The sequence below is a fragment of the Micromonospora sp. NPDC050795 genome (assembly GCF_044456785.1).
Classification (GTDB): domain Bacteria; phylum Actinomycetota; class Actinomycetes; order Mycobacteriales; family Micromonosporaceae; genus Micromonospora.
On sequence record NZ_JBITGE010000037.1, the window covers coordinates 44,552 to 62,887 of the forward strand.

At 71.6% G+C, this 18,336-nt stretch carries 12 protein-coding genes and 2 pseudogenes; 8 read left to right on the forward strand and 6 right to left on the reverse strand.

The window, feature by feature from the left end; translation table 11 throughout:
* The first annotated feature begins 156 nt into the window (after positions 1-156).
* Positions 157-1,356, forward strand: a complete 1,200-nt coding sequence (locus ACIBEF_RS26960; protein WP_396795955.1) for an ROK family protein — start codon at positions 157-159, stop codon at positions 1,354-1,356.
* Between the two features lie 227 nt (positions 1,357-1,583).
* Positions 1,584-3,806, forward strand: a complete 2,223-nt coding sequence (locus tag ACIBEF_RS26965; RefSeq protein WP_396795956.1) for a discoidin domain-containing protein — start codon at positions 1,584-1,586, stop codon at positions 3,804-3,806.
* Positions 3,807-3,917: 111 nt separating this feature from the next.
* Here the strand turns inward: ACIBEF_RS26965 and ACIBEF_RS26970 are convergent, their stop codons facing one another.
* Complete coding sequence (locus tag ACIBEF_RS26970; protein ID WP_396795958.1) at positions 3,918-5,240, reverse strand: flavin monoamine oxidase family protein; 1,323 nt, start codon at positions 5,238-5,240, stop codon at positions 3,918-3,920.
* 321 nt (positions 5,241-5,561) lie between these two features.
* On the opposite strand from ACIBEF_RS26970, the gene ACIBEF_RS26975 reads away from it, so the two are divergent.
* From ACIBEF_RS26975 to ACIBEF_RS26985, 3 genes are all read left to right on the forward strand, one after another.
* On the forward strand, positions 5,562-5,918 hold the full coding sequence (locus ACIBEF_RS26975) for a YciI family protein (RefSeq protein ID WP_396795959.1): 357 nt from the start codon (positions 5,562-5,564) through the stop codon (positions 5,916-5,918).
* Between the two features lie 2 nt (positions 5,919-5,920).
* Positions 5,921-7,129, forward strand: coding sequence for an RNA polymerase sigma factor (locus tag ACIBEF_RS26980; RefSeq protein WP_396795960.1), 1,209 nt, complete (start codon positions 5,921-5,923; stop codon positions 7,127-7,129).
* A gap of 66 nt (positions 7,130-7,195) precedes the next feature.
* The gene (locus ACIBEF_RS26985) at positions 7,196-8,329 is read left to right on the forward strand and encodes a glutamate--cysteine ligase (protein ID WP_396795962.1); all 1,134 of its coding nucleotides are present in this window, start codon (positions 7,196-7,198) and stop codon (positions 8,327-8,329) included.
* 27 nt (positions 8,330-8,356) lie between these two features.
* On the opposite strand, the gene ACIBEF_RS26990 is transcribed toward ACIBEF_RS26985, so the two are convergent.
* Together ACIBEF_RS26990 and ACIBEF_RS26995 are read right to left on the reverse strand one after the other, a co-directional pair.
* The gene (locus ACIBEF_RS26990) at positions 8,357-10,141 is read right to left on the reverse strand and encodes an N-acetylglutaminylglutamine amidotransferase (protein WP_396795963.1); all 1,785 of its coding nucleotides are present in this window, start codon (positions 10,139-10,141) and stop codon (positions 8,357-8,359) included.
* A gap of 98 nt (positions 10,142-10,239) precedes the next feature.
* On the reverse strand, positions 10,240-10,671 hold the full coding sequence (locus tag ACIBEF_RS26995) for a MarR family winged helix-turn-helix transcriptional regulator (RefSeq protein WP_396795965.1): 432 nt from the start codon (positions 10,669-10,671) through the stop codon (positions 10,240-10,242).
* A gap of 97 nt (positions 10,672-10,768) precedes the next feature.
* Here ACIBEF_RS26995 and ACIBEF_RS27000 point away from each other — a divergent pair, with 97 nt between their 5' ends.
* Complete coding sequence (locus ACIBEF_RS27000) at positions 10,769-12,547, forward strand: ABC transporter ATP-binding protein (RefSeq protein ID WP_396795967.1); 1,779 nt, start codon at positions 10,769-10,771, stop codon at positions 12,545-12,547.
* 55 nt (positions 12,548-12,602) lie between these two features.
* Here ACIBEF_RS27000 and ACIBEF_RS27005 read toward each other — a convergent pair whose 3' ends face one another.
* Positions 12,603-13,508 carry a TetR family transcriptional regulator gene (locus ACIBEF_RS27005; protein ID WP_396795968.1) on the reverse strand — a complete coding sequence of 302 codons (906 nt, stop codon included), beginning with the start codon at positions 13,506-13,508 and terminating at the stop codon, positions 12,603-12,605.
* A 109-nt stretch (positions 13,509-13,617) separates the two neighbouring features.
* On the opposite strand from ACIBEF_RS27005, the pseudogene ACIBEF_RS27010 reads away from it, so the two are divergent.
* Together ACIBEF_RS27010 and ACIBEF_RS27015 are read left to right on the forward strand one after the other, a co-directional pair.
* Positions 13,618-14,541, forward strand: a pseudogene (locus ACIBEF_RS27010) (ATP-binding cassette domain-containing protein); the annotation flags it as partial.
* Positions 14,542-14,675: 134 nt separating this feature from the next.
* A complete protein-coding gene (locus ACIBEF_RS27015) occupies positions 14,676-16,301 on the forward strand; it encodes an ABC transporter permease (RefSeq protein ID WP_396795970.1) in 1,626 nt (541 codons plus the stop codon).
* Positions 16,302-16,361: 60 nt separating this feature from the next.
* On the opposite strand, the gene ACIBEF_RS27020 is transcribed toward ACIBEF_RS27015, so the two are convergent.
* Together ACIBEF_RS27020 and ACIBEF_RS27025 are read right to left on the reverse strand one after the other, a co-directional pair.
* Positions 16,362-17,096 (reverse strand): hypothetical protein, encoded by a 735-nt coding sequence (locus tag ACIBEF_RS27020; RefSeq protein WP_396795972.1) that lies wholly within the window; start codon positions 17,094-17,096, stop codon positions 16,362-16,364.
* 37 nt (positions 17,097-17,133) lie between these two features.
* A pseudogene (locus ACIBEF_RS27025) lies at positions 17,134-18,336 on the reverse strand (hypothetical protein); the annotation flags it as partial.

Consider the following 18,336-nt stretch of genomic DNA (forward strand, 5'->3'; position numbering starts at 1 on the left):
GACAGGGTTCGGGGGTGCGCCGTCGGGGTCCGTCGGCGTTTCCCGGGAGTTACATCACGGCTTAATTTATGTCGTCATTAAAGTTGCTGGCTGGTGGGTCGTCAAGCACGAGGCGGTTACAGTCGCCTCGAACGGCCGACGGGAACGAGGTGACGAGTGGAGCTGGCGCGTGCCACCAACCGCAGCGTGCGGTTGCGCAACCGGTCCGCCCTGCTGACCAAGCTCTTCCTGGACGGCCTGCTCACCCGGCAGGACCTGGTGCGCAGCACCGGGCTGAGCCAACCCGCGGTCAGCAACGTGGTCGCCGACATGATCGACGAAGGGCTGGTAGCCGAGGCCGGCGCCGCCGAGTCCGACGGCGGCCGGCCCAGCATGCTGCTGCGGATCGCGCCCCGCTTCGCCTTCGTCATCGGCGTGGACGTCGGCGAGACCCGGGTCCGGGTGGAGCTGTTCGACTTCGCGATGACCCTGCTGGCCAGCATCGAGTACCCGCTCGACCCGGCCCGTACCGAGCCCGACCTGGTGGCCGGGCACGTGCTGGCCGGCATCGACGCGGTCACCGGCCGGGCCGGGGTGACCCCCGGCGACGTGCTCGGCGTCGGCATCGGCGTCTCCGGCGTGGTCGAGCAGGGCGCCGAGGCCGTCGTGCACGCCCAGGCCCTCGGCTGGGACCGGGTGCCGCTGGAGCGTCTGATCGGGGCCGGCACCGACCTGCCGCTGCACATCGACAACGGCGCGAAGACCCTGGGCCAGGCCGAGATGTGGTTCGGTGCCGGCCGGGGCGCCCGGCACGCCGTCTTCGCACTGGTCGGCTCCGGTGTCGGCGCGTCGGTGGTGACCAACGGCGCCACCTACCGGGGCGCGTCCAGCAGCGCGGGGGAGTGGGGGCACACCACCCTGGTGTACGGCGGCCGGGTCTGCCGGTGCGGTGCGCGCGGTTGCCTGGAGGCGTACGTGGGGGCGGAGGCGATCATCGACCGCTACCGGGAGGCACGCCGGGGTCGACAGGTCCCGGGCGAGGACGAGGAGTCCCAGATCGCCGCGCTGGTCGCCGCCGCCGAGACCTCGGCCACCGCCCGACGGGTCCTGGAGGACACCGCGGGTTACCTCGGTGCCGGGGTGGCGAACCTGATCAACCTGTTCAACCCGGAGCGCGTGGTGCTCGGCGGCTGGGCGGCGATGGCGCTCGGCGACCTGCTGCCGGCCGTGCGGGAGGCTGCCGGTCGGCAGGCGCTGCGCCAGCCGTACGAGCAGGCGTCGATCGAGCTGTGCCGGCTCGGGGTGGACGCGGTGGCGTTGGGCGCGGCAACTCTCCCGATCGCCCGCTTCCTCACCGAGGGTGGCGTCCGACGCTGACGGGGCACGACTCCGCAGGCCGGCGGCAAATTACCCAAAAAGAATCCTCGGGATAAATAACGAAGTTATAGATCGATGTCTTGACGCCGCCGCAATCTCGCCGCAACACTCCTACGAGAGCGCTCTCCTCCCCGCGGCACCGCGTCGGCGGCACCATCCACGGCGTCACGGGCGAGTCCGATCCCATCCGTGCGGCAACCCGTAACCCCCTATCGACAGGCGATGTCATGACATCTCGTGCTACATCCGTACGCCCGCGTCCCCGGGTCGTGCGCCACCTGCTCGTCGGGCTCACCGTGGCCCTGGTCGCGGCGCTCACGCCGACCGGAGCCACCGCCCCCGCGCAGGCCGCCCCCGTCCTGCTGTCCCAGGGCCGTACGGCCACCGCCTCGTCCACCGAGAACGGCGGAACCCCCGCCGCCGCCGCTGTCGACGGCAACACCGGCACCCGCTGGTCCAGCGCGTTCAGCGACCCGCAGTGGCTCCAGGTCGACCTCGGCGCCCGCGCCACCATCACCCAGGTCAACCTGCTCTGGGAGGGCGCCTACGGTCGGGCCTTCCAGATCCAGACCTCCGACAACGGGTCCACCTGGACCACGATCTACTCGACCACCACCAGCACCGGCGGCACCCAGAACCTCACCGTCTCCGGCGCCGGCCGCTACGTCCGCATGTACGGCACCACCCGGGGTACCGGCTACGGCTACTCGCTCTGGGAGTTCCAGGTCTACGGCGAGAGCGGCGGCACCAACGAGCCCCCGGTGACGCCCACCGACCCGTACAACCCGAACCTCGGGTCGAACACGTTCGTCTTCGACCCGAGCACCCCGACGTCGACCATCCAGAGTCGACTGAACACCCTCTTCACCCAGCAGGAGACCAACCAGTTCGGCCCGCAGCGCTACGCGGTGCTGTTCAAGCCCGGCACCTACACCGCCGACGTCAACCTCGGCTTCTTCACCCAGGTCGCCGGCCTCGGCATGAGCCCCGACGACGTCAACCTCAACGGCCACGTGCGTACCGAGGCGTTCTGGTTCGGCGGCAACGCCACCCAGAACTTCTGGCGGGCCGCCGAGAACCTGTCGGTCACCCTGCCCGCCGGGCAGACCGTGGAGCGCTGGGCGGTGTCCCAGGCGGCGCCGTACCGGCGGATGCACCTGCGCGGCGCGCAGAACCAGATCCAACTCTGGAACGGCGGCGACGGCTGGTCCAGCGGCGGTCTGCTGGCCGACACCCGCATCGACGGCCTCGTCGTCTCCGGCTCGCAGCAGCAGTGGTACTCCCGCAACAGCGAGTTCGGCAACGGCTGGACCGGCTCGGTGTGGAACATGGTCTTCCAGGGCGTCAACGGCGCTCCCGCGCCGAGCTTCCCCAACCCGTCGCACACGGTGATCCCGCAGACCCCGCAGGTACGGGAGAAGCCGTTCCTGTACGTGACCGGAAGCGGTGAGTACCGGGTCTTCGTGCCCGCGCTGCGCACCAACTCCACGGGCACCAGCTGGTACAACAAGACCCCGGCCGGCTCGTCCCTGTCGCTGTCGCAGTTCTTCGTCGTCCAGCCCGGCACCAGCGCCGCCACCATCAACACCGCCCTCGCCCAGGGCAAGCACCTGCTCTTCACCCCGGGCGTGCACCGGATCACCGAGCCGATCCAGGTCAACCGGGCCGACACGGTGATCCTCGGCCTCGGCCTGGCCACCATCCAGGCCGACAACGGCACGGTGGGCATGCGGGTGGCCGATGTGGACGGCGTGAAGGTGGCCGGCATCATGTTCGAGGCCGGCACCACGAACTCGCCGGTGCTGATGGAGGTCGGGCCGTCCGGCTCGTCCGCGAGCCACGCCTCGAACCCGACCTCGCTGCACGACGTGTTCTTCCGCATCGGCGGACCGCACGTCGGCAGGGCCACCAACACGCTGACGGTCAACAGCGACAACGTGATCGGCGACCACATGTGGCTGTGGCGGGCCGACCACGCCGCCAGCGGCGTACCGACCGGGTGGACGTTGAACACCGCCGACACCGGGCTCACCGTCAACGGCGACAACGTCACCATGTACGGCCTCTTCGTCGAGCACTACCAGAAGTACCAGACCATCTGGAACGGCAACGGCGGGCGGACGTACTTCTACCAGAACGAGCTGCCCTACGACGTGCCGAACCAGGCGGCCTGGATGAACGGGTCGACCCGGGGTTACGCCGCGTACAAGGTCGCCGATTCGGTGACCAGTCACCAGGCGTACGGGCTGGGGAGCTACAGCTACTTCAACGTCAACCCGGCGGTGGTCGAGGAGCGGTCCTTCGAGGTGCCCGTCAACTCGAACGTGCGCTTCACCAACATGGTGACCGTCTCGCTCGGTGGCGTCGGCACCATCAATCGTGTGATCAACAACGCCGGTGGCACCGCGAACGCGGCCAACCAGACGGTGTACCTGACCACCTACCCCTGACCGGGGCGCCCGCGCCGGCCCGGTCCGCTGTGACCGGGTCGGTCGGGTGGCACCCAGGGCCGTGGCCGGCCCGGTCCCGCCGAGACCGGGCCGGCCGCGGTCGTGCCGAGTTCAGGCCGCCAGCACCTCGGCCGCCGCCCGTTCACCGGCGCGCACCGCGCCCTCCAGATAGCCACTCCAGCGGGTGGCCGTCTCGGTGCCCGCCCAGTACACCCGCCCCACCGGCGTCCGCAGGTGCGGGCCGTACGTCCGCCAGGTGCCCGGGGTGAGCGCACCGGAGAAGCAGCCCCTGGTCCACTCGTCGGCGGACCAGTCGTACTCGACCAGATCCACCGGGTCCTCGGCTCGTGGCCCGACCACGTTGGCGAACGCTTCCAGCAGGCATCGCCGACGCCCCGCGGGGGACATGCCGCGCAGCGTGGCGGCGTCGGTGGAGTAGCTGAACCCGGTCAGCACCCCGATCGGTGAGGTCGGGGTGGAGTTGTCGACCGTCTCGGTGAGCGGACCGGCGCTGGTGGTGGCCACCCCGGAGCACCCGTCTGCACGCCAGAACGGCTCCGGGTAGACGGCGTGCACCTTCAGTGCCGAACCCATCGGCATGCGCTGGGTGAGCCCGTCACGCAGCGGGGGCAACGGCGGGTCGTACCGGATCCGGCCGGCCAGCGCCGGGGCCAGCGCGACCACCACGGCGTCGCCGTCGACGCGCCCGGTGTCGGTCCACGCCGTCGCGCCGTCGACTGTCTGTTGGATGGCCCGCACCGGCGCGGCCAGCGTGAGCGCGCCCGGCGGTAGAGCGGTGGCCATCCGTTCGGCCAGCGCCGGCGGCCCGCCCACGATCCGGTCCTGCTGTGCCCCGCCGGCCATTCCCAGCAACGGTCCGGTCCCGCCGGCACTGCGCAGGTAGAACAGCAGGTGCAACAGGGACAGCTCGTCCGCGCCGGTGGCGAGCAGCCCGCCGGCGAGCACCCGCCCCAGGTAGTCGGCGGTCCCGTCGTCCCCGGCCGAGGCGGCGAGCCACCCGCCGAGGGTCGTCCGGTCCCACAGTGCGGCCTCCGGCGTCGCCCAGGGTTCGGCCGGGTCCAGTCGTGCGGCGTACTCGTCGAGCAGGCCCAGCACCCGGCCCACCTGCGCCGGCGGCTCGGCCCGGCGGGCACCGGCCCAGAGAACTGTGGGCGCGCCGGTCGAAGCCGAGGCGAAGGTGCCCAGCCCGTGCTCGGCGACCAGCGCGTACATCCGGTCCTGGGTCGGACCGATCCACTGCGCGCCCAGGTCGAGTTGCGTGAGCTCCGGCAGCCACCGGGTCAGCACCCGACCCCCCACCCGGTCGCGGGCCTCCAACAACCGCACCTGGGCCCCGGCACGGGCGAGCGCCAGCGCGGCGGCGAGCCCGGAGAAGCCGGCGCCGACCACGACCACCCGCAAGCCGTCGGTCACACCGGGGTCTACCCAGAACCGTCGCAGGCATGGCTACCGGCTCCGGTCGCGGCACCGGCGGACCAACCCCCTGTCCTTCATCCTTTGCTCTGCACCCGCGGGCGCGCCACCCGCGGGCGCGCCACCCGCGGGCGCGCCACCCGCGGGCGCGCCACCCGGGCCTGGGCGCTGTCGCGTCGGCGGGTGCAGAGCAAAGGGCACGCCAACACCGGAACCAGGTTGGCCGCCGAGAACTTTCTGCCGGCCTGTCGATTCGGGCGGCGGCCGATCGTGTGGAGGATGAGAGGTCGGCGACGGGCCGGCCGTCCGTGAGGAGGAACCATGGCGCGCTACCTGCTCAGCATCCACCAGCCGCAGGGTGAGCTGCCGCCGGAGCCGGAGTTCCTGGCCGGGGTGATGCGTCAGCTCGGCGAACTGCGCGACGAGTTGGCGTCCACCGGGTCGTGGGTCTTCGGGCAGGGCCTGCACGGCCCGGAGACCGCCACCGTGCTGCGGCCCCGCGACGGCGAGGTGCTCATCACCGACGGACCGTTCATGGAGGGCAAGGAGTACCTGGGCGGCATCACCATCATCGACGTGCCGGATCTGGACGCCGCCCTGGACTGGGGTCGCCGCTACGCGCTGGCCACCACCCTGCCGATCGAGGTGCGCCCCTTCCACGGCGGGGCCGGCGACTGACCGTGCCCGACGTGGAGGCGGTGTTCCGCGCCGAGTACGGCCGTGCGGTCGCCGTCCTGGTCCGCCTCCTCGGCGACATCGACCTCGCCGAGGAGGCAGTCCAGGAGGCCTTCGTCATCGCGGTGCGGCGCTGGCCGCGCAGCGGCCCGCCGCCCAGCCCGGCCGGTTGGATCATCACCACCGCCCGCAACCGGGCCATCGACCGGCTGCGGCGGGAGGCGTCCCGGGCCGACCGGCACGCCCAGGCGGCCCTCCTGTACGCCGCCGACCCACCCCTTGAGGAGGGACCGGTGCGCGACGACCGGTTACGTCTGATCTTCACCTGTTGCCATCCGGCGCTCGCCCCGAGCACACGAGTCGGGCTCACCCTGCGGCTGCTCGGTGGCCTGAGCACCGCCGAGATCGCCCGAGCCTTCCTGGTGCCGGAGCCGACGATGGCGCAGCGACTGGTCCGCGCCAAATCGAAGATCCGCAACGCCGGGATCCCGTACCGGGTGCCCCGCGACGCCGACCTGCCCGACCGGCTGCACGGCGTCCTCGCGGTGCTCTACCTGATCTTCAACGAGGGGTACACGGCCAGCGCCGGCCCGCACCTGGTCCGCGCCGAGCTGTGCGCCGAGGCGATCCGGTTGACCAGGCTGCTGGTGGAGCTGATGCCGGACGAAGCGGAGGCGCTCGGCCTGCTCGCCCTGATGCTCCTGACCGAAGCCCGCCGGGCGGCGCGGACCACCGCCGTCGGCGACCTGGTGCCGCTGGCCGAGCAGGACCGGCGCCGGTGGGACACCACCCTGATCGCCGAAGGCCAGGCGCTGGTCCGTCGCTGCCTGCGCCGCGACCGGCCCGGCCCGTACCAGATCCAGGCCGCGATCGCCGCCGTGCACAGCGTCGCGCGGGGCACCGCCGACACCGACTGGGCCCAGATCCTTGCGCTGTACGACCAACTGAGGGTGGTCGCCCCCAGCCCGGTGGTGGCGCTGAACCGAGCCGTCGCGCTCGCCGAGGTGGCCGGTGCGGCGGCGGCGCTGACCGAGGTGGACCGCCTCGACCTGGTCGGCTTCCACGTCTACCACGTGGTCCGCGCCGACCTGCTGGCCCGGCTCGGTCGGGGCCGGGACGCCGTCGAGGCGTACCGGACGGGCATCGCTCTGACCGACAACGCGGCCGAACGGGCCTTTCTCACCGCACGCGCGACGGCCCTGGCAACGCCCTGAGGGCGCGTTTGCCGCAGGGGCGGCCGGGAACCCGAGACACCGCCGCAGCAGGGGATGGGAGGGGCCATGGCGTACCGCCCGACCGCCGTCGAAACCGTGCCCGACCTGTCCACCCTCACGCTCGGCGTGGAGGAGGAGTTCCTGCTGCTCGACCCGGACAGCGGCCGGAACCTGCCGGTGGCCGACCAGGTGCTCGCCGCGCTGCGCGGCCCCGCCCGGGAGCAGAGCCGCCAGGAGTTCCGGCACAGCATGGTGGAGATGGTCACCCCGGTCTGCGCCGACCTCACCGAACTGCGCGCGCACCTGGTGACGTTGCGCCGCTCCGCCGCCGACGCGGCCACGGCGGCCGGGGCTCGGCTGGTGGCGGTCGGTGCCACCCCGGTGGCCGAGCCGCACCGGACGGTCCCCGACGAACCGCGCTACCACGCGATGTCACGCCGGTACGGGCCGGTGGCGCACGACCCGGCGGTGTGCGGCTGCCACGTGCACGTCGGGCTGCCCGACCGGGAACTGGCCGTGCAGGTCTGCAACCACCTGCGGGTGTGGCTGCCGGTGGTGCAGGCGATCACCACCAACTCGCCGCTGCACGACGGGTACGACACCGGGCACGCCAGTTGGCGCTCGATGCAGTTGGAACGCTGGCCCAGCATCGGACCGACGCCGTACTTCGACTCCGGCGCCGACTACGACAGCACCGTCGACGAGCTGATCGCCGCCGGGATCATGCTCGACGCGGCGATGGTCTACTGGTACGCCCGGCCGTCGTCGGCCTACCCGACGGTGGAGGTGCGGGTCGGTGACGTCTGCACCGAGGTCGACGACGCGGTGCTGGTCGCCGCGCTGGTCCGATCCCTCGTCGCCACCCTCGCCGACGACGTACGCGCCGGGGTGGACGCGCCGAACGTCCGGGACTGCCTGGTCGCCGCGGCGCACTGGCGGGCCGCCCACGACGGTCTCGACGGCGAGCTGATCGACCTGCGTGCCGGCGGTACCCGGCCCGCCTGGGCGCTCGTCGACGAGATGATGGCGGTGATCGCCCCGGCCCTGCTGCGCCACGGCGACCTCGGGTACGTGTTGGCGCAGCTCGCCCGGCTGCGTCGCGACGGCACCGGGGCCGCCCGGCAGCGGCGGGTGCTGGAGCGCGCCGGGGACCTGCGCGGGGTCCTCGACGACCTGATCGCCCGCACCGCCGCCAGCTGAGCGCCCGTCCGTCACCGCCCACCGGGGTCAGCGGATGTCGTGGGTCTGGAGCCACAGCTCCAGCAGGCCGAGTTGCCACAGCTTGTTGCTGCCGGCCGCGGCCTCCGCCCGGTCCGGCTCGGCCAGCAGATGTGCCACGTACTCCGGGCGGAAGAGCCCGCGCTCGCGCGCGGCCGGCGCCTGCAATGCCCCGGCGACCAGCTCGCGCACCGGGCCGTCCACGTTGCGCAGCGCCGGCACCGGGAAGTAGCCCTTGGGCCTGTCGATCACCTCGGCCGGCAGCACCTCCCGGGCGACCTCCTTGAGCACGCCCTTGCCACCCTGGCCGACCTTGTGCTCCGGCGGGCAGTGCGCGGCCAGGGTGACCAGGTCCTGGTCGAGGAAGGGTGTGCGCACCTCCAGACCCCACGCCATGCTCATGCTGTCCACCCGCTTGACCGGGTCGTCGGGGAGCATCAGGTGGGTGTCCAGGCGCAACACGGCGTCCAGCGCGGTCTGCGCACCGGGCGCGGCGAGGTGCCCCGTGAGCAGGTCCCGGCTGGCGTCGTGCTCCAGCGCGTACGCCGGGCCGACGATGCGGCGCAGCTCGTCGTGGTCGCGGTCGAAGAACGCGGCCGCGAACGTCTCGGCGGCACCGTGCCGGGGTGCCTCGACCAGTGGCTGGTGGTAGCCGTAGCCGGCGAACACCTCGTCGGCGCCCTGCCCCGACTGGGCCACCTTCACGTGCTGCGCCACCTGCTCGGAGAGCAGGTGGAAGGCGACCACGTCGTGGCTGCCCATCGGCTCGGTCATCGCCAGCACGGCCCGTTGGACGGCGGGCACCAGGTCGTCGTCGGCCAGTCGGATCCGATGGTGGTCGGTGTCGTACGCGCGGGCCACCAGGTCGGAGTAGTGGAACTCGTCGCCGGACTCGCCGTCGCGGCTGTCGAAGCCGATGCTGAACGTCCGCAGGTGTTGCTGGCCGGCCTCGGCGAGCAGCGCCACGATGAGGCTGGAGTCCAGTCCGCCGGAGAGAAGCACCCCCACCGGCACGTCGGCGACCAGCCGTCGGCGTACCGCCGTGCGCAGCGCGTCGCCGATCGCGGCCCGCCAGTCGGCGGCGTCCATCCCCGCGTCGGCGGGCTCCCGCAGGTAGTCGGGTCGCCAGTAGACCTCCTCGCGGCTGGTCCCGTCGGCCTCGATCACCCGCAGGGTGGCCGGGGGGAGCTTGCGCACGCCACGCAGCACCGTCCGCGGAGCGGGCACGATGGAGTGCCAGGACAGGTAGTGGTGCAGCGCCACCGGGTCGATGCCGGTGTCGACGTCGCCGGCGGCCAGCACCGCGGGCAGGGTGGAGGCGAACCGCAGCCGGCCCGGTGTCTCGGCGAGGTAGAGCGGTTTGATGCCGAGCCGGTCGCGGGCCAGGATCAGCCGCCGCCGGACCCGGTCGACCAGCCCGATCGCGAACATGCCGACAAGGTGGTCGACGAAACGCTCACCCCAGTGGGCGTACGCCACCAGGATCACCTCGGTGTCGCTGGTGGAGTGGAAGGCGTACCCGGCCCGGCGCAGCTCCTCGCGCAGCTCCGGGTAGTTGTAGACACAGCCGTTGAAGACCAGCGCCAGGCCCAGGTCGTCGCGGACCATCGGCTGCCCGCCCGCGTCGGACAGGTCGATGATGGTCAGTCGACGGTGCCCGAGGGTCACCCAGCCCTCGGCGAACAGGCCCTCGTCGTCCGGCCCGCGTGAGCGCATCGCCTCGGTCATCCGGCTGACCGCCGCCGCGTCGGGCGAGCGACCGTCGAATCGCGCCTCCCCGCTGATCCCGCACATCAGCCGGGCCTCCCGTCGCCTCGCCCCCGACCGGTGCGGCCGGTCCCGCCGACCGGACGGGGGCCGCTGGCTACCCGTGAGCGCGGGGGGTAAACCCGTCAGCCGCGCAGGGTACGCAGGATGCGGGCCAGTTCGGCGCGGTCGGTGTCGTCGAGGTGGCCGAAGAAGCGGTCCGCCTCGGCCCGACGCGCGGCCCGGATGGCGGTGCTGACCCGGTCGCCCTCCTCGGTGAGCGCGACCAGGGTCGCCCGGCGGTCGGCCGGGTCGGGCCGGCGTTCGACCAGCCCTCGGGTCTGGAGGTCGTCGACGACCTCGGTCGCCGAGCGGGGCGCGATGCGCAGGTGTTCGGCGAGGGTGCCGGGGCGCACCTCGCCGTGCCGGGCCAGCACGCCGAGGGCCCGGGACTGGCTGGGGGTGACGTCCCAGGGCACCAGTGAGTCCCGGGTCTGCCGACGCAGACGGGACGCCACCGCCCAGAACGTCTCCGCCAGGCTCTCGTCGTCGGCGCTGTCGACGGTGTGCTCGGTCACCGGAATACGGTAGCAGGAGACGTGGTTGCTACCTCATGATGAGGTAACCTCAGCAATATCGCCGACGAAGGGTAGTGCCCCCTTGGAACCCACCCCGATGGGCCGCGACCGCGGCCACCGCACCCTCAGCGCCGAAGAGAAGACGCAGGCCCGTCAGGTGTCGCTGCGCCGCATCGGCCGCCTGTTCACCCCCCACCGACCCGCGCTGGCCGCCGTCATCGCGATCATCGTGGTCTCCTCGATCATCGCGATGGCCACCCCGTTCCTGCTGCGGGCCGTGATCGACCGGGCCCTGCCGCAGGGCGACGTGACGCTGCTGGTCTGGCTGGTCGTCGGCATGGTCGCCGTCGCGGCGGTGACCTCCGCCCTCGGCGTCGTGCAGACCTGGATCTCCACCCAGGTCGGCCAACGGGTCATGCACCGGCTGCGCACCGACGTCTTCAGCCACCTCCAGCGCCAGTCACTGGGCTTCTTCACCCGAACCCGTACCGGCGAGGTGCAGTCCCGGATCACCAACGACATCGGCGGCATGCAGTCGGTGGTCACCTCCACCGCCACCGCCGTCGCCGCCAACCTCACCACTGTGGTCGCCACCACCGTCGCCATGGTCGCGCTCTCCTGGCAGCTCTCCCTGGTCTCGCTCGTGGTGCTGCCGCCGGCCATCTGGCTGACCCGTCGGGTCGCCCGGATGCGCCGCGAGATCACCGCCCAACGGCAACGCGAACTCGCCGACCTCAACGTCACAGTGGAGGAAGGGCTCTCGATCAGTGGCGTACAGCTGGCCAAGACCCTCGGCACCGGCCCGGCGCTGATCGACCGGTTCACCGCCTCCTCGGCCCGACTGGTCGACCTGGAGCTGCGCAGTGAGCTGGCCGGCCGCTGGCGAATGGCCTCGATGAGCATCATCTTCGCCGCCGTACCGGCGGTCATCTACCTCGCCGCCGGGCTGCCCGGCACCGCCGGCACGCTGAGCATCGGCACCCTGGTCGCCTTCACGGCCCTGCAGGGCGGCCTGTTCCGGCCGTTGATGGGCCTGCTCAACGTGGGTGTCTCGCTCACCGCCTCGCTGGCGCTCTTCGCCCGGATCTTCGAATACCTGGACCTACCGGTCGACGTGGCCGACCCCACCGAGCCGGTCCGCCTCGACCCCGCCCGGGTGCGCGGCCACCTGCGCCTGGAGGACGTCACCTTCGGCTACCCGGGCAGCGACACCGCCGCCCTCGCCGGGATCACCCTCGACGTGCCCGCCGGCACCAGCCTCGCCCTGGTCGGCGAGACCGGCTCCGGTAAGAGCACCCTCGCCGGGCTGGTCAGCCGGCTGCACGACCCGACCGCCGGCCGGCTCACCGTCGACGGCGTCGACCTGCGCGACCTGCGCCTGGCCGACCTGGCCGCGATCGTCGGCGTGGTCAGCCAGGAGACGTACCTGCTGCACACCACAGTCCGGGAGAACCTGCGCTACGCCCGCCCGGAGGCCACCGACACCGAGATCGAGGACGCCGCCCGCGCCGCCCAGATCCACGACCTGATCGCCGGGCTGCCCGACGGGTACGACACCATGGTCGGCTCACGTGGGCACCGGTTCTCCGGCGGTGAGAAGCAGCGCCTGGCCATCGCCCGGACGCTGCTGCGCGACCCGCGCATCCTGGTCCTCGACGAGGCCACCAGCGCGCTGGACACCGAGACCGAACGCGCCGTACAGCGGGCCTTCGACGTGCTCGCCCAGGGGCGCACCACGATCACCATCGCGCACCGGCTCTCCACCGTGCGCGACGCCGACCAGATCGCGGTGCTCGACCACGGTCGGATCGTCGAGGCCGGCACTCACGACAGCCTGCTGGACCGCAACGGCCGCTACGCAACGTTGGCGGCCTGAACGCCGAATCACAACCGTCTCGAAACAGTCTCGGAACTGTCTCGGAACTGTCTCGTTATTGCGTGGTCAGGTGGCGGTAGACGGTGGCCCGCGAGACACCCAGCTCGGCGGCGATGGCGTCCACCGAGTGGGTGCCCGCCGCGTGCATCCGTCGGGCCGCCTCGACCTGCTCCCGGCCCAGCGCGGGCGGCCGCCCCGGACGCCGACGGCTCGCCGCCCCGCCGGCCGCGCCCGCAGGCATCGCCGGGGCCGCGCTCCCGAGGGTCACGTCTGAGTGCGGCTCGGCGGAGCCTGTGTGTGGCCTGGCGGCGGCACCTGCGTGTGGCCTGGCGGTGGAGGCCGTGCGTGGCCTGGCTGCGGCGTCTGCTGATGGCCCGGTCGAGGCGTCCGTGTGCGGCTCGGCGGCGGGGTCCGCAGACAGCGGGGCCAGCAGTCGGCGTGCGCCGTCGAGCATGTCGGCGCGCAGCACCTCGTCGGGCACGTCGGTGAAGAAGACGACCGGATCGCTGCACGCGCCCACCGCCTGCACCGCGAGGACCCGCTCGCGGCGCCCCGCGTTCGGTCCGGCGATGAGGTCGTTGGCCCGCATCGCGACCTCCATCAGACGGTGGTAGGTGTCGCCCCGACCGACCAGCGCGATGTCGTGGAAGAGCATGCCGAGCGGCCGGCGGTGGGCGAGCATGATGTCCAGCCAGCCCTCCAGCACCGTCCACCGGGCCCGCTCGGTGGGCTGTGTCTGAGCCGAGTCGAGCAGCGCCTCCAGGTCCGCCACCAACGGCTCGACCAGTGCCGCGAGCAGATGCTCCTTGGCCGGGAAGTGGTACAGGATCGCGGTCTTGGTGAGCCGCAGCCGCTCGCCGATCTGGCGCAGCGAGGTGCGCTGGTAGCCGTGTTCGGCGAACAGGTCGAGCGCGGCGCGCAGGATCCGGGTACGGGTGTCGTCCGCGGGATCGGCGGTCATGCCGGCCAGCCTAGCGACGCACTGACCGGTGGGCACCATCACCGTTGATTCGACTGACCGTTGGTCAGTACAGTGGTGCCGGTCGACGTAACCAACGGCAGGAGGGGCCATGCCCGTCATCTCGATCGGCAACCTGGTCAAGACGTTCGGCGCCATCCGGGCACTCGACGGGTTGGACCTGCAGGTCGAGCAGGGGGAGGTGCACGGTTTCCTCGGGCCCAACGGCTCCGGAAAGTCCACCACCATCCGGATCCTGCTCGGGCTGCTCCGCCGCGACTCCGGCGACGCCCAGGTGCTCGGCGCCGACCCGTGGCGCGACGCGGTCCGCCTGCACCGCCGACTGGCGTACGTGCCGGGTGACGTCAACCTCTGGCCCAACCTCACCGGCGGAGAAGCCATCGACCTGCTCGGTCACCTGCGCGGCGGCCTCGACCGGCACCGCCGCGACGAGCTGCTGCACCGCTTCGACCTGGACCCCACCCGCCGTTGCCGCACCTACTCCAAGGGCAACCGGCAGAAGGTCGCCATCGTCGCCGCCTTCTCCTCCCCGGTCGAGCTGTACGTGCTCGACGAGCCGACCTCCGGCCTCGACCCCCTCATGGAGGCGGTGTTCCAGGACGAGGTCCGGCGGGTCAAGCAGGCCGGCGCCACGGTGCTGCTCTCCAGCCACGTGCTCGCCGAGGTCGAAGCGCTCTGCGACCGGGTCAGCATCATCCGCGAAGGCCGTACCGTCGAATCCGGCACCCTCACCGACCTGCGCCACCTCACCCGCACGGCGGTGACCGTCGAGACCGCCCGCCCGGTCACCGGCCTGGACGCGCTGCCCGGTGTGCACGGCGTGCACGAGGTCGACGGCCGTACCCACCTGGAGGTCGAGCCCGCCCACCTGGACGAGCTGCTCGGCCAGCTCATCCGCTTCGGCGTCCGTGCGCTGACCAGCACACCACCCACCCTGGAGCAGCTTTTCCTCCGCCACTACGGCGACGACCCCGCCGCGGGTGCGACGTCGGCCGACGGCCCTGCCGTCCGTGCCGGGTCGGCTGGTGCTCCTGGCACGGATGCCGGGTCGGCCGATGGTCCTGCCGCTGGTGCCCGGCCGGGTGCTGCGCCGGCCGCCGAGAGCTCAGCCGCCGAGAGCTCGGCCGACGTCCCGCAGGCGGGTGCCCGATGAGCGCCCTCACCGGCACGACCCGGCTGGCCCGGCTCGTGCTACGCCGCGACCGGATCCGCCTCGCCATCTGGATCCTCGGCACGCCCCTGCTCGGCTACGCCCTCGCCGGCAGCGTCGCCGGCATCTACCCGGACCAGGAGGCCCGGCTGGGCTACGCCACCACCTCGGCCTCCAGTCTGGTCGCCCGCGCCTTCAACGGCCCCATCCACGGCACCGACCTCGGTGCCGTGGTCGTCGCCGAGACGTACGTGACATTGGCTCTGATCGTCGCGCTGATGAGCACCTTCGCGGTGACCCGGCACACCCGCCAGAACGAGGAGACCGGCCGCGCCGAACTGCTCGGCGCCAACGTGGTCGGCCGGTACGCGCCGCTCACCGCCGCCCTGCTCGTCATCGGCGCGGCGAACACCCTGGCCGCCGTGCTGCTCGCGGTCGCGCTGGTCGGCGCCGGTCTGCCGCTCGCCGGCTCCGTCGCGGCAGCGGCCGCGATCGGTGGCGTCGGGGTCGCGTTCACCGCGATCGCCGCCGTCACCGCCCAACTCTCCGTCACCTCACGCGGCGCCAACGCGCTCGCCGCCGCCACCGTCGGGCTGTCCTTCGTACTGCGCGCCGCCGGCGACGTACTCGGCGAACCGAGCGCCGACGGCACCCGCGTGCGCAGCGCCTGGCCGTCGTGGATCTCCCCACTCGGCTGGGGCAACCAGGTACGAGCCTTCGACGGTGAACGCTGGTGGGTACTCGCCCTACCTGTCGCGCTGCTGCTCGCCGGGGTGGCGCTGGCGTACGCCCTCGCCGAACGACGCGACCTGGGCGCCGGGCTGATCGCACCCCGACGCGGCCCGGCCACCGGCGCGCCGCGGCTGCTCAGCCCCGCCGGGTTGGCCTGGCGGACGCAGCGCGGCACGTTGCTCGGCTGGGCGGTCGGGGTGGCCGTGCTCGGCCTCTCCATGGGCGTCGCCGCCGACGAGTTCAACGACATGATCGACGCGAATCCGGCCGCCGCCGAAGCGATCAACGCGATGGGTGGCGGAGCGAACCTGATCCACGCGTACCTGGCCGCGATGCTCGGCCTCTTCGCCCTGACCATCGGCGCCTACGTCGTGCAGGCCCTGCTGCGCGTACGCGGCGACGAAGCCGACGGGACGCTGGAGGCCGCCCTCGCCACGGCGGTCAGCCGAACCCGCTGGCTCGGGACCCAGGTACTCGCCGCGACGCTTGGCGCGGTCGCCCTGCTGCTCCTCGCCGGCGTGACCACCGGCCTCGGCTACGGCATCGTCACCGGAGACCCGCTCGGCCAGGCCGTCGAGCTGGGCGGTGCCGCGCTGCTGCGCCTGCCCGCCCTGCTCGTGATCGCCGGGGTGGTGACCGCGATCTTCGGGCTGCTGCCCCGCTGGTCGGTGGTGCTGTCCTGGGCGGCGCTACTGGTCTTCCTGCTCCTCGGGCAGCTCGGCGCGGTGCTGGAGCTGCCGCAGGCCGCGCTCAACGTCTCGCCGTACACCCATGTGCCGGCCGTGCCCGCGGTCGACCCGGCGGCGCTTCCCCTGGTCGTGCTGGCGGCGGTGGCCGCGGCCCTGCTCGCCGTCGGCGTGGCCGCCTTCCGCCACCGCGACGTCCCGTCCTGAGCCACGGCTCGGGCATCCCGATGATTGCTGGCAGATGCCGGGGTGGCCTACCACCAGGGTTTAGTCGAGCCCACGCATGGCGCTTGTGAGGTTGGTGAGTCTCTCATCGGCACGGCGACGCCGGTGTTTGACCCATTCCTTACCTTCGGCAGCGACGCCTTCGAGAACGTGCAGGGTGTGACTGAGTCCGGCGGCGTCCAGCGACAGTTCCGCGATCTTGACGGCATTCTCGTCGTGCTGGAGCGTGTCGATGTCGGGTTCGCTCACCCGAATGGAGATGGGCTTCCCGTTGAAAAGCATCAGCTCGAAGATTTGCTGCTGTGTGGCGATGCCGTCAATCCTTACTGCGGCCACGGCGTCGAAGCGGTAGTTGAGCCGCTGGAGGGTGTGGCTCGCGACGATCTCGAAATTGAGGTCGATATTCACCTGCCGAACGCCGTCTTCGGTCAACAGGAACAGCAGGAGCTGGTACCGGGAGTACCGCCACGGTCCCTGGGGATACCGCGCCTTCTTGCATGAGGGAGCTGGTGCCTCTATGAACGCGTGGGCGATAACGTGGCTGGGGCGGAGGCGGTACTGCTTCATGGCCTGGTCCACCAAGACCTTGCGGTCACCTTCCAGCCAAGCAGCCATCTCGGTGTCCGACGGCTTGTCGGACAGCTTGTGACACCACCGGTGGTATGCCGCCCAGCGGGCTGTGTCCTTGGCGTTCCGTTCCGCGTGGTCGTCGGTGACTCTGCGCCGTTCGGCAACGATCCGGAATGACGACCGCACGGTCGGCACCGCAGAAGCCACTGCGAGTAACAGCCAACCTGTGCCAGGTAAGGGGGCGCTAGCCATGACGGCAGGAACAACCCAGAGGCTCCCTGTAGCAAGAAGAAGAAGTCCACCGATGAAGAGGGCTTTCGTCCTGACGGGAACGCGTAGCAGCTGGCGATGCGCCGTTAATGTGTCTCGCTCCCATTGACTTTTTACGTCGCCAACCAGGGTGTCGCACGAGCCAGGCGATTCGGTCGGCCTCGATGCGCTGTTCCCGGTAGAGATCGACCACTTCGTCGCGGAGGCTCCGCTGGATCCCTGCCGTCTGGGCACGCCAGTAGGACCGGTCAGTGCCCTCAGGCACGTATCGGCGGAAATAGCGTTCGAAGAGCCGGTCCACGTTGCGGGCGAAGCCTCGCGGTGGCGCATCTCTTCGCCGTTGCTGGGGTGGGCGGATCTGAGCTTCCTTTGTGCGTAGACGTGTCCCACGATAATGCCGGTCTGCCCCGCCGACGCTGAAGGCGATCAGTCCGATCAGGCCGGCGAGCAACCCAAGGACCGGGTCGAGACTGCCGCGTGCCGCGACCAGCACGACTATCTGCACGAGGGCGAGGGCAAAAAAGGCGGCACCGGCACCGACGCGTAGCCAATCGCCAAGCGGAACGGCGGCGGGCTGCACCGGTAGAGTCCGAGGCTGCGCAGGTTTCGGGTGAAAGAACTTCCAGACCCGGTCGAGCCGGTCGCCATCAAAGCGTTGGGAATTCGCCAGGCCGACGGACTTTCGCCACATCTCGTCCTGCATCACTCCTTCGAGCAGGGCTTCCAGGTGGCCATAGATCCCATCGCGCTGAGGCTGTTGAAGGGCATCGATCTCCTTGATCACCAGATCGGTCTCGGCGGCGCGGACCGGCTCCAAGAGACTTCTAATCACTCGCAAACCTGCGGTCCACTCGTCGTCGCGATCGAGGCGGGGCAGGCTGACGCAGATGGCGGTGAGGCGGTCCAACTCTTCGGGGGCGAGCTGACGCAGGGTCCGTCCGCTCAACAGGGCAATGAGCCGGTAGAACTGGACCTCTTGGGTAGCGAACCCACCGGCGACTGCCTTCTCGATCAGGTCGCGCGCCTGATCGCGAACTCGCGCGTCCAGATATCTCAGCGCAATGGCGAACTGCTCCTCGGGACTAGACGAGTAAGTCCTAACGACCCCGGGGTGTGGGCATAGACGAAGGGTGTTGAAGATCTGTTTGTGACGACAGACCTCAACACCCTTCTGACC

Coding starts and splice junctions, on each gene's coding strand:
- ACIBEF_RS26990 (WP_396795963.1), bottom strand. CDS start 10,141: ATGTGCGGGATCAGCGGGGAGGCGCGATTCGACGGTCGCTCGCCCGAC.
- ACIBEF_RS26965 (WP_396795956.1), top strand. CDS start 1,584: ATGACATCTCGTGCTACATCCGTACGCCCGCGTCCCCGGGTCGTGCGC.
- ACIBEF_RS27005 (WP_396795968.1), bottom strand. CDS start 13,508: ATGACCGCCGATCCCGCGGACGACACCCGTACCCGGATCCTGCGCGCC.
- ACIBEF_RS27015 (WP_396795970.1), top strand. CDS start 14,676: ATGAGCGCCCTCACCGGCACGACCCGGCTGGCCCGGCTCGTGCTACGC.
- ACIBEF_RS27000 (WP_396795967.1), top strand. CDS start 10,769: ATGGGCCGCGACCGCGGCCACCGCACCCTCAGCGCCGAAGAGAAGACG.
- ACIBEF_RS26975 (WP_396795959.1), top strand. CDS start 5,562: ATGGCGCGCTACCTGCTCAGCATCCACCAGCCGCAGGGTGAGCTGCCG.
- ACIBEF_RS26985 (WP_396795962.1), top strand. CDS start 7,196: ATGGCGTACCGCCCGACCGCCGTCGAAACCGTGCCCGACCTGTCCACC.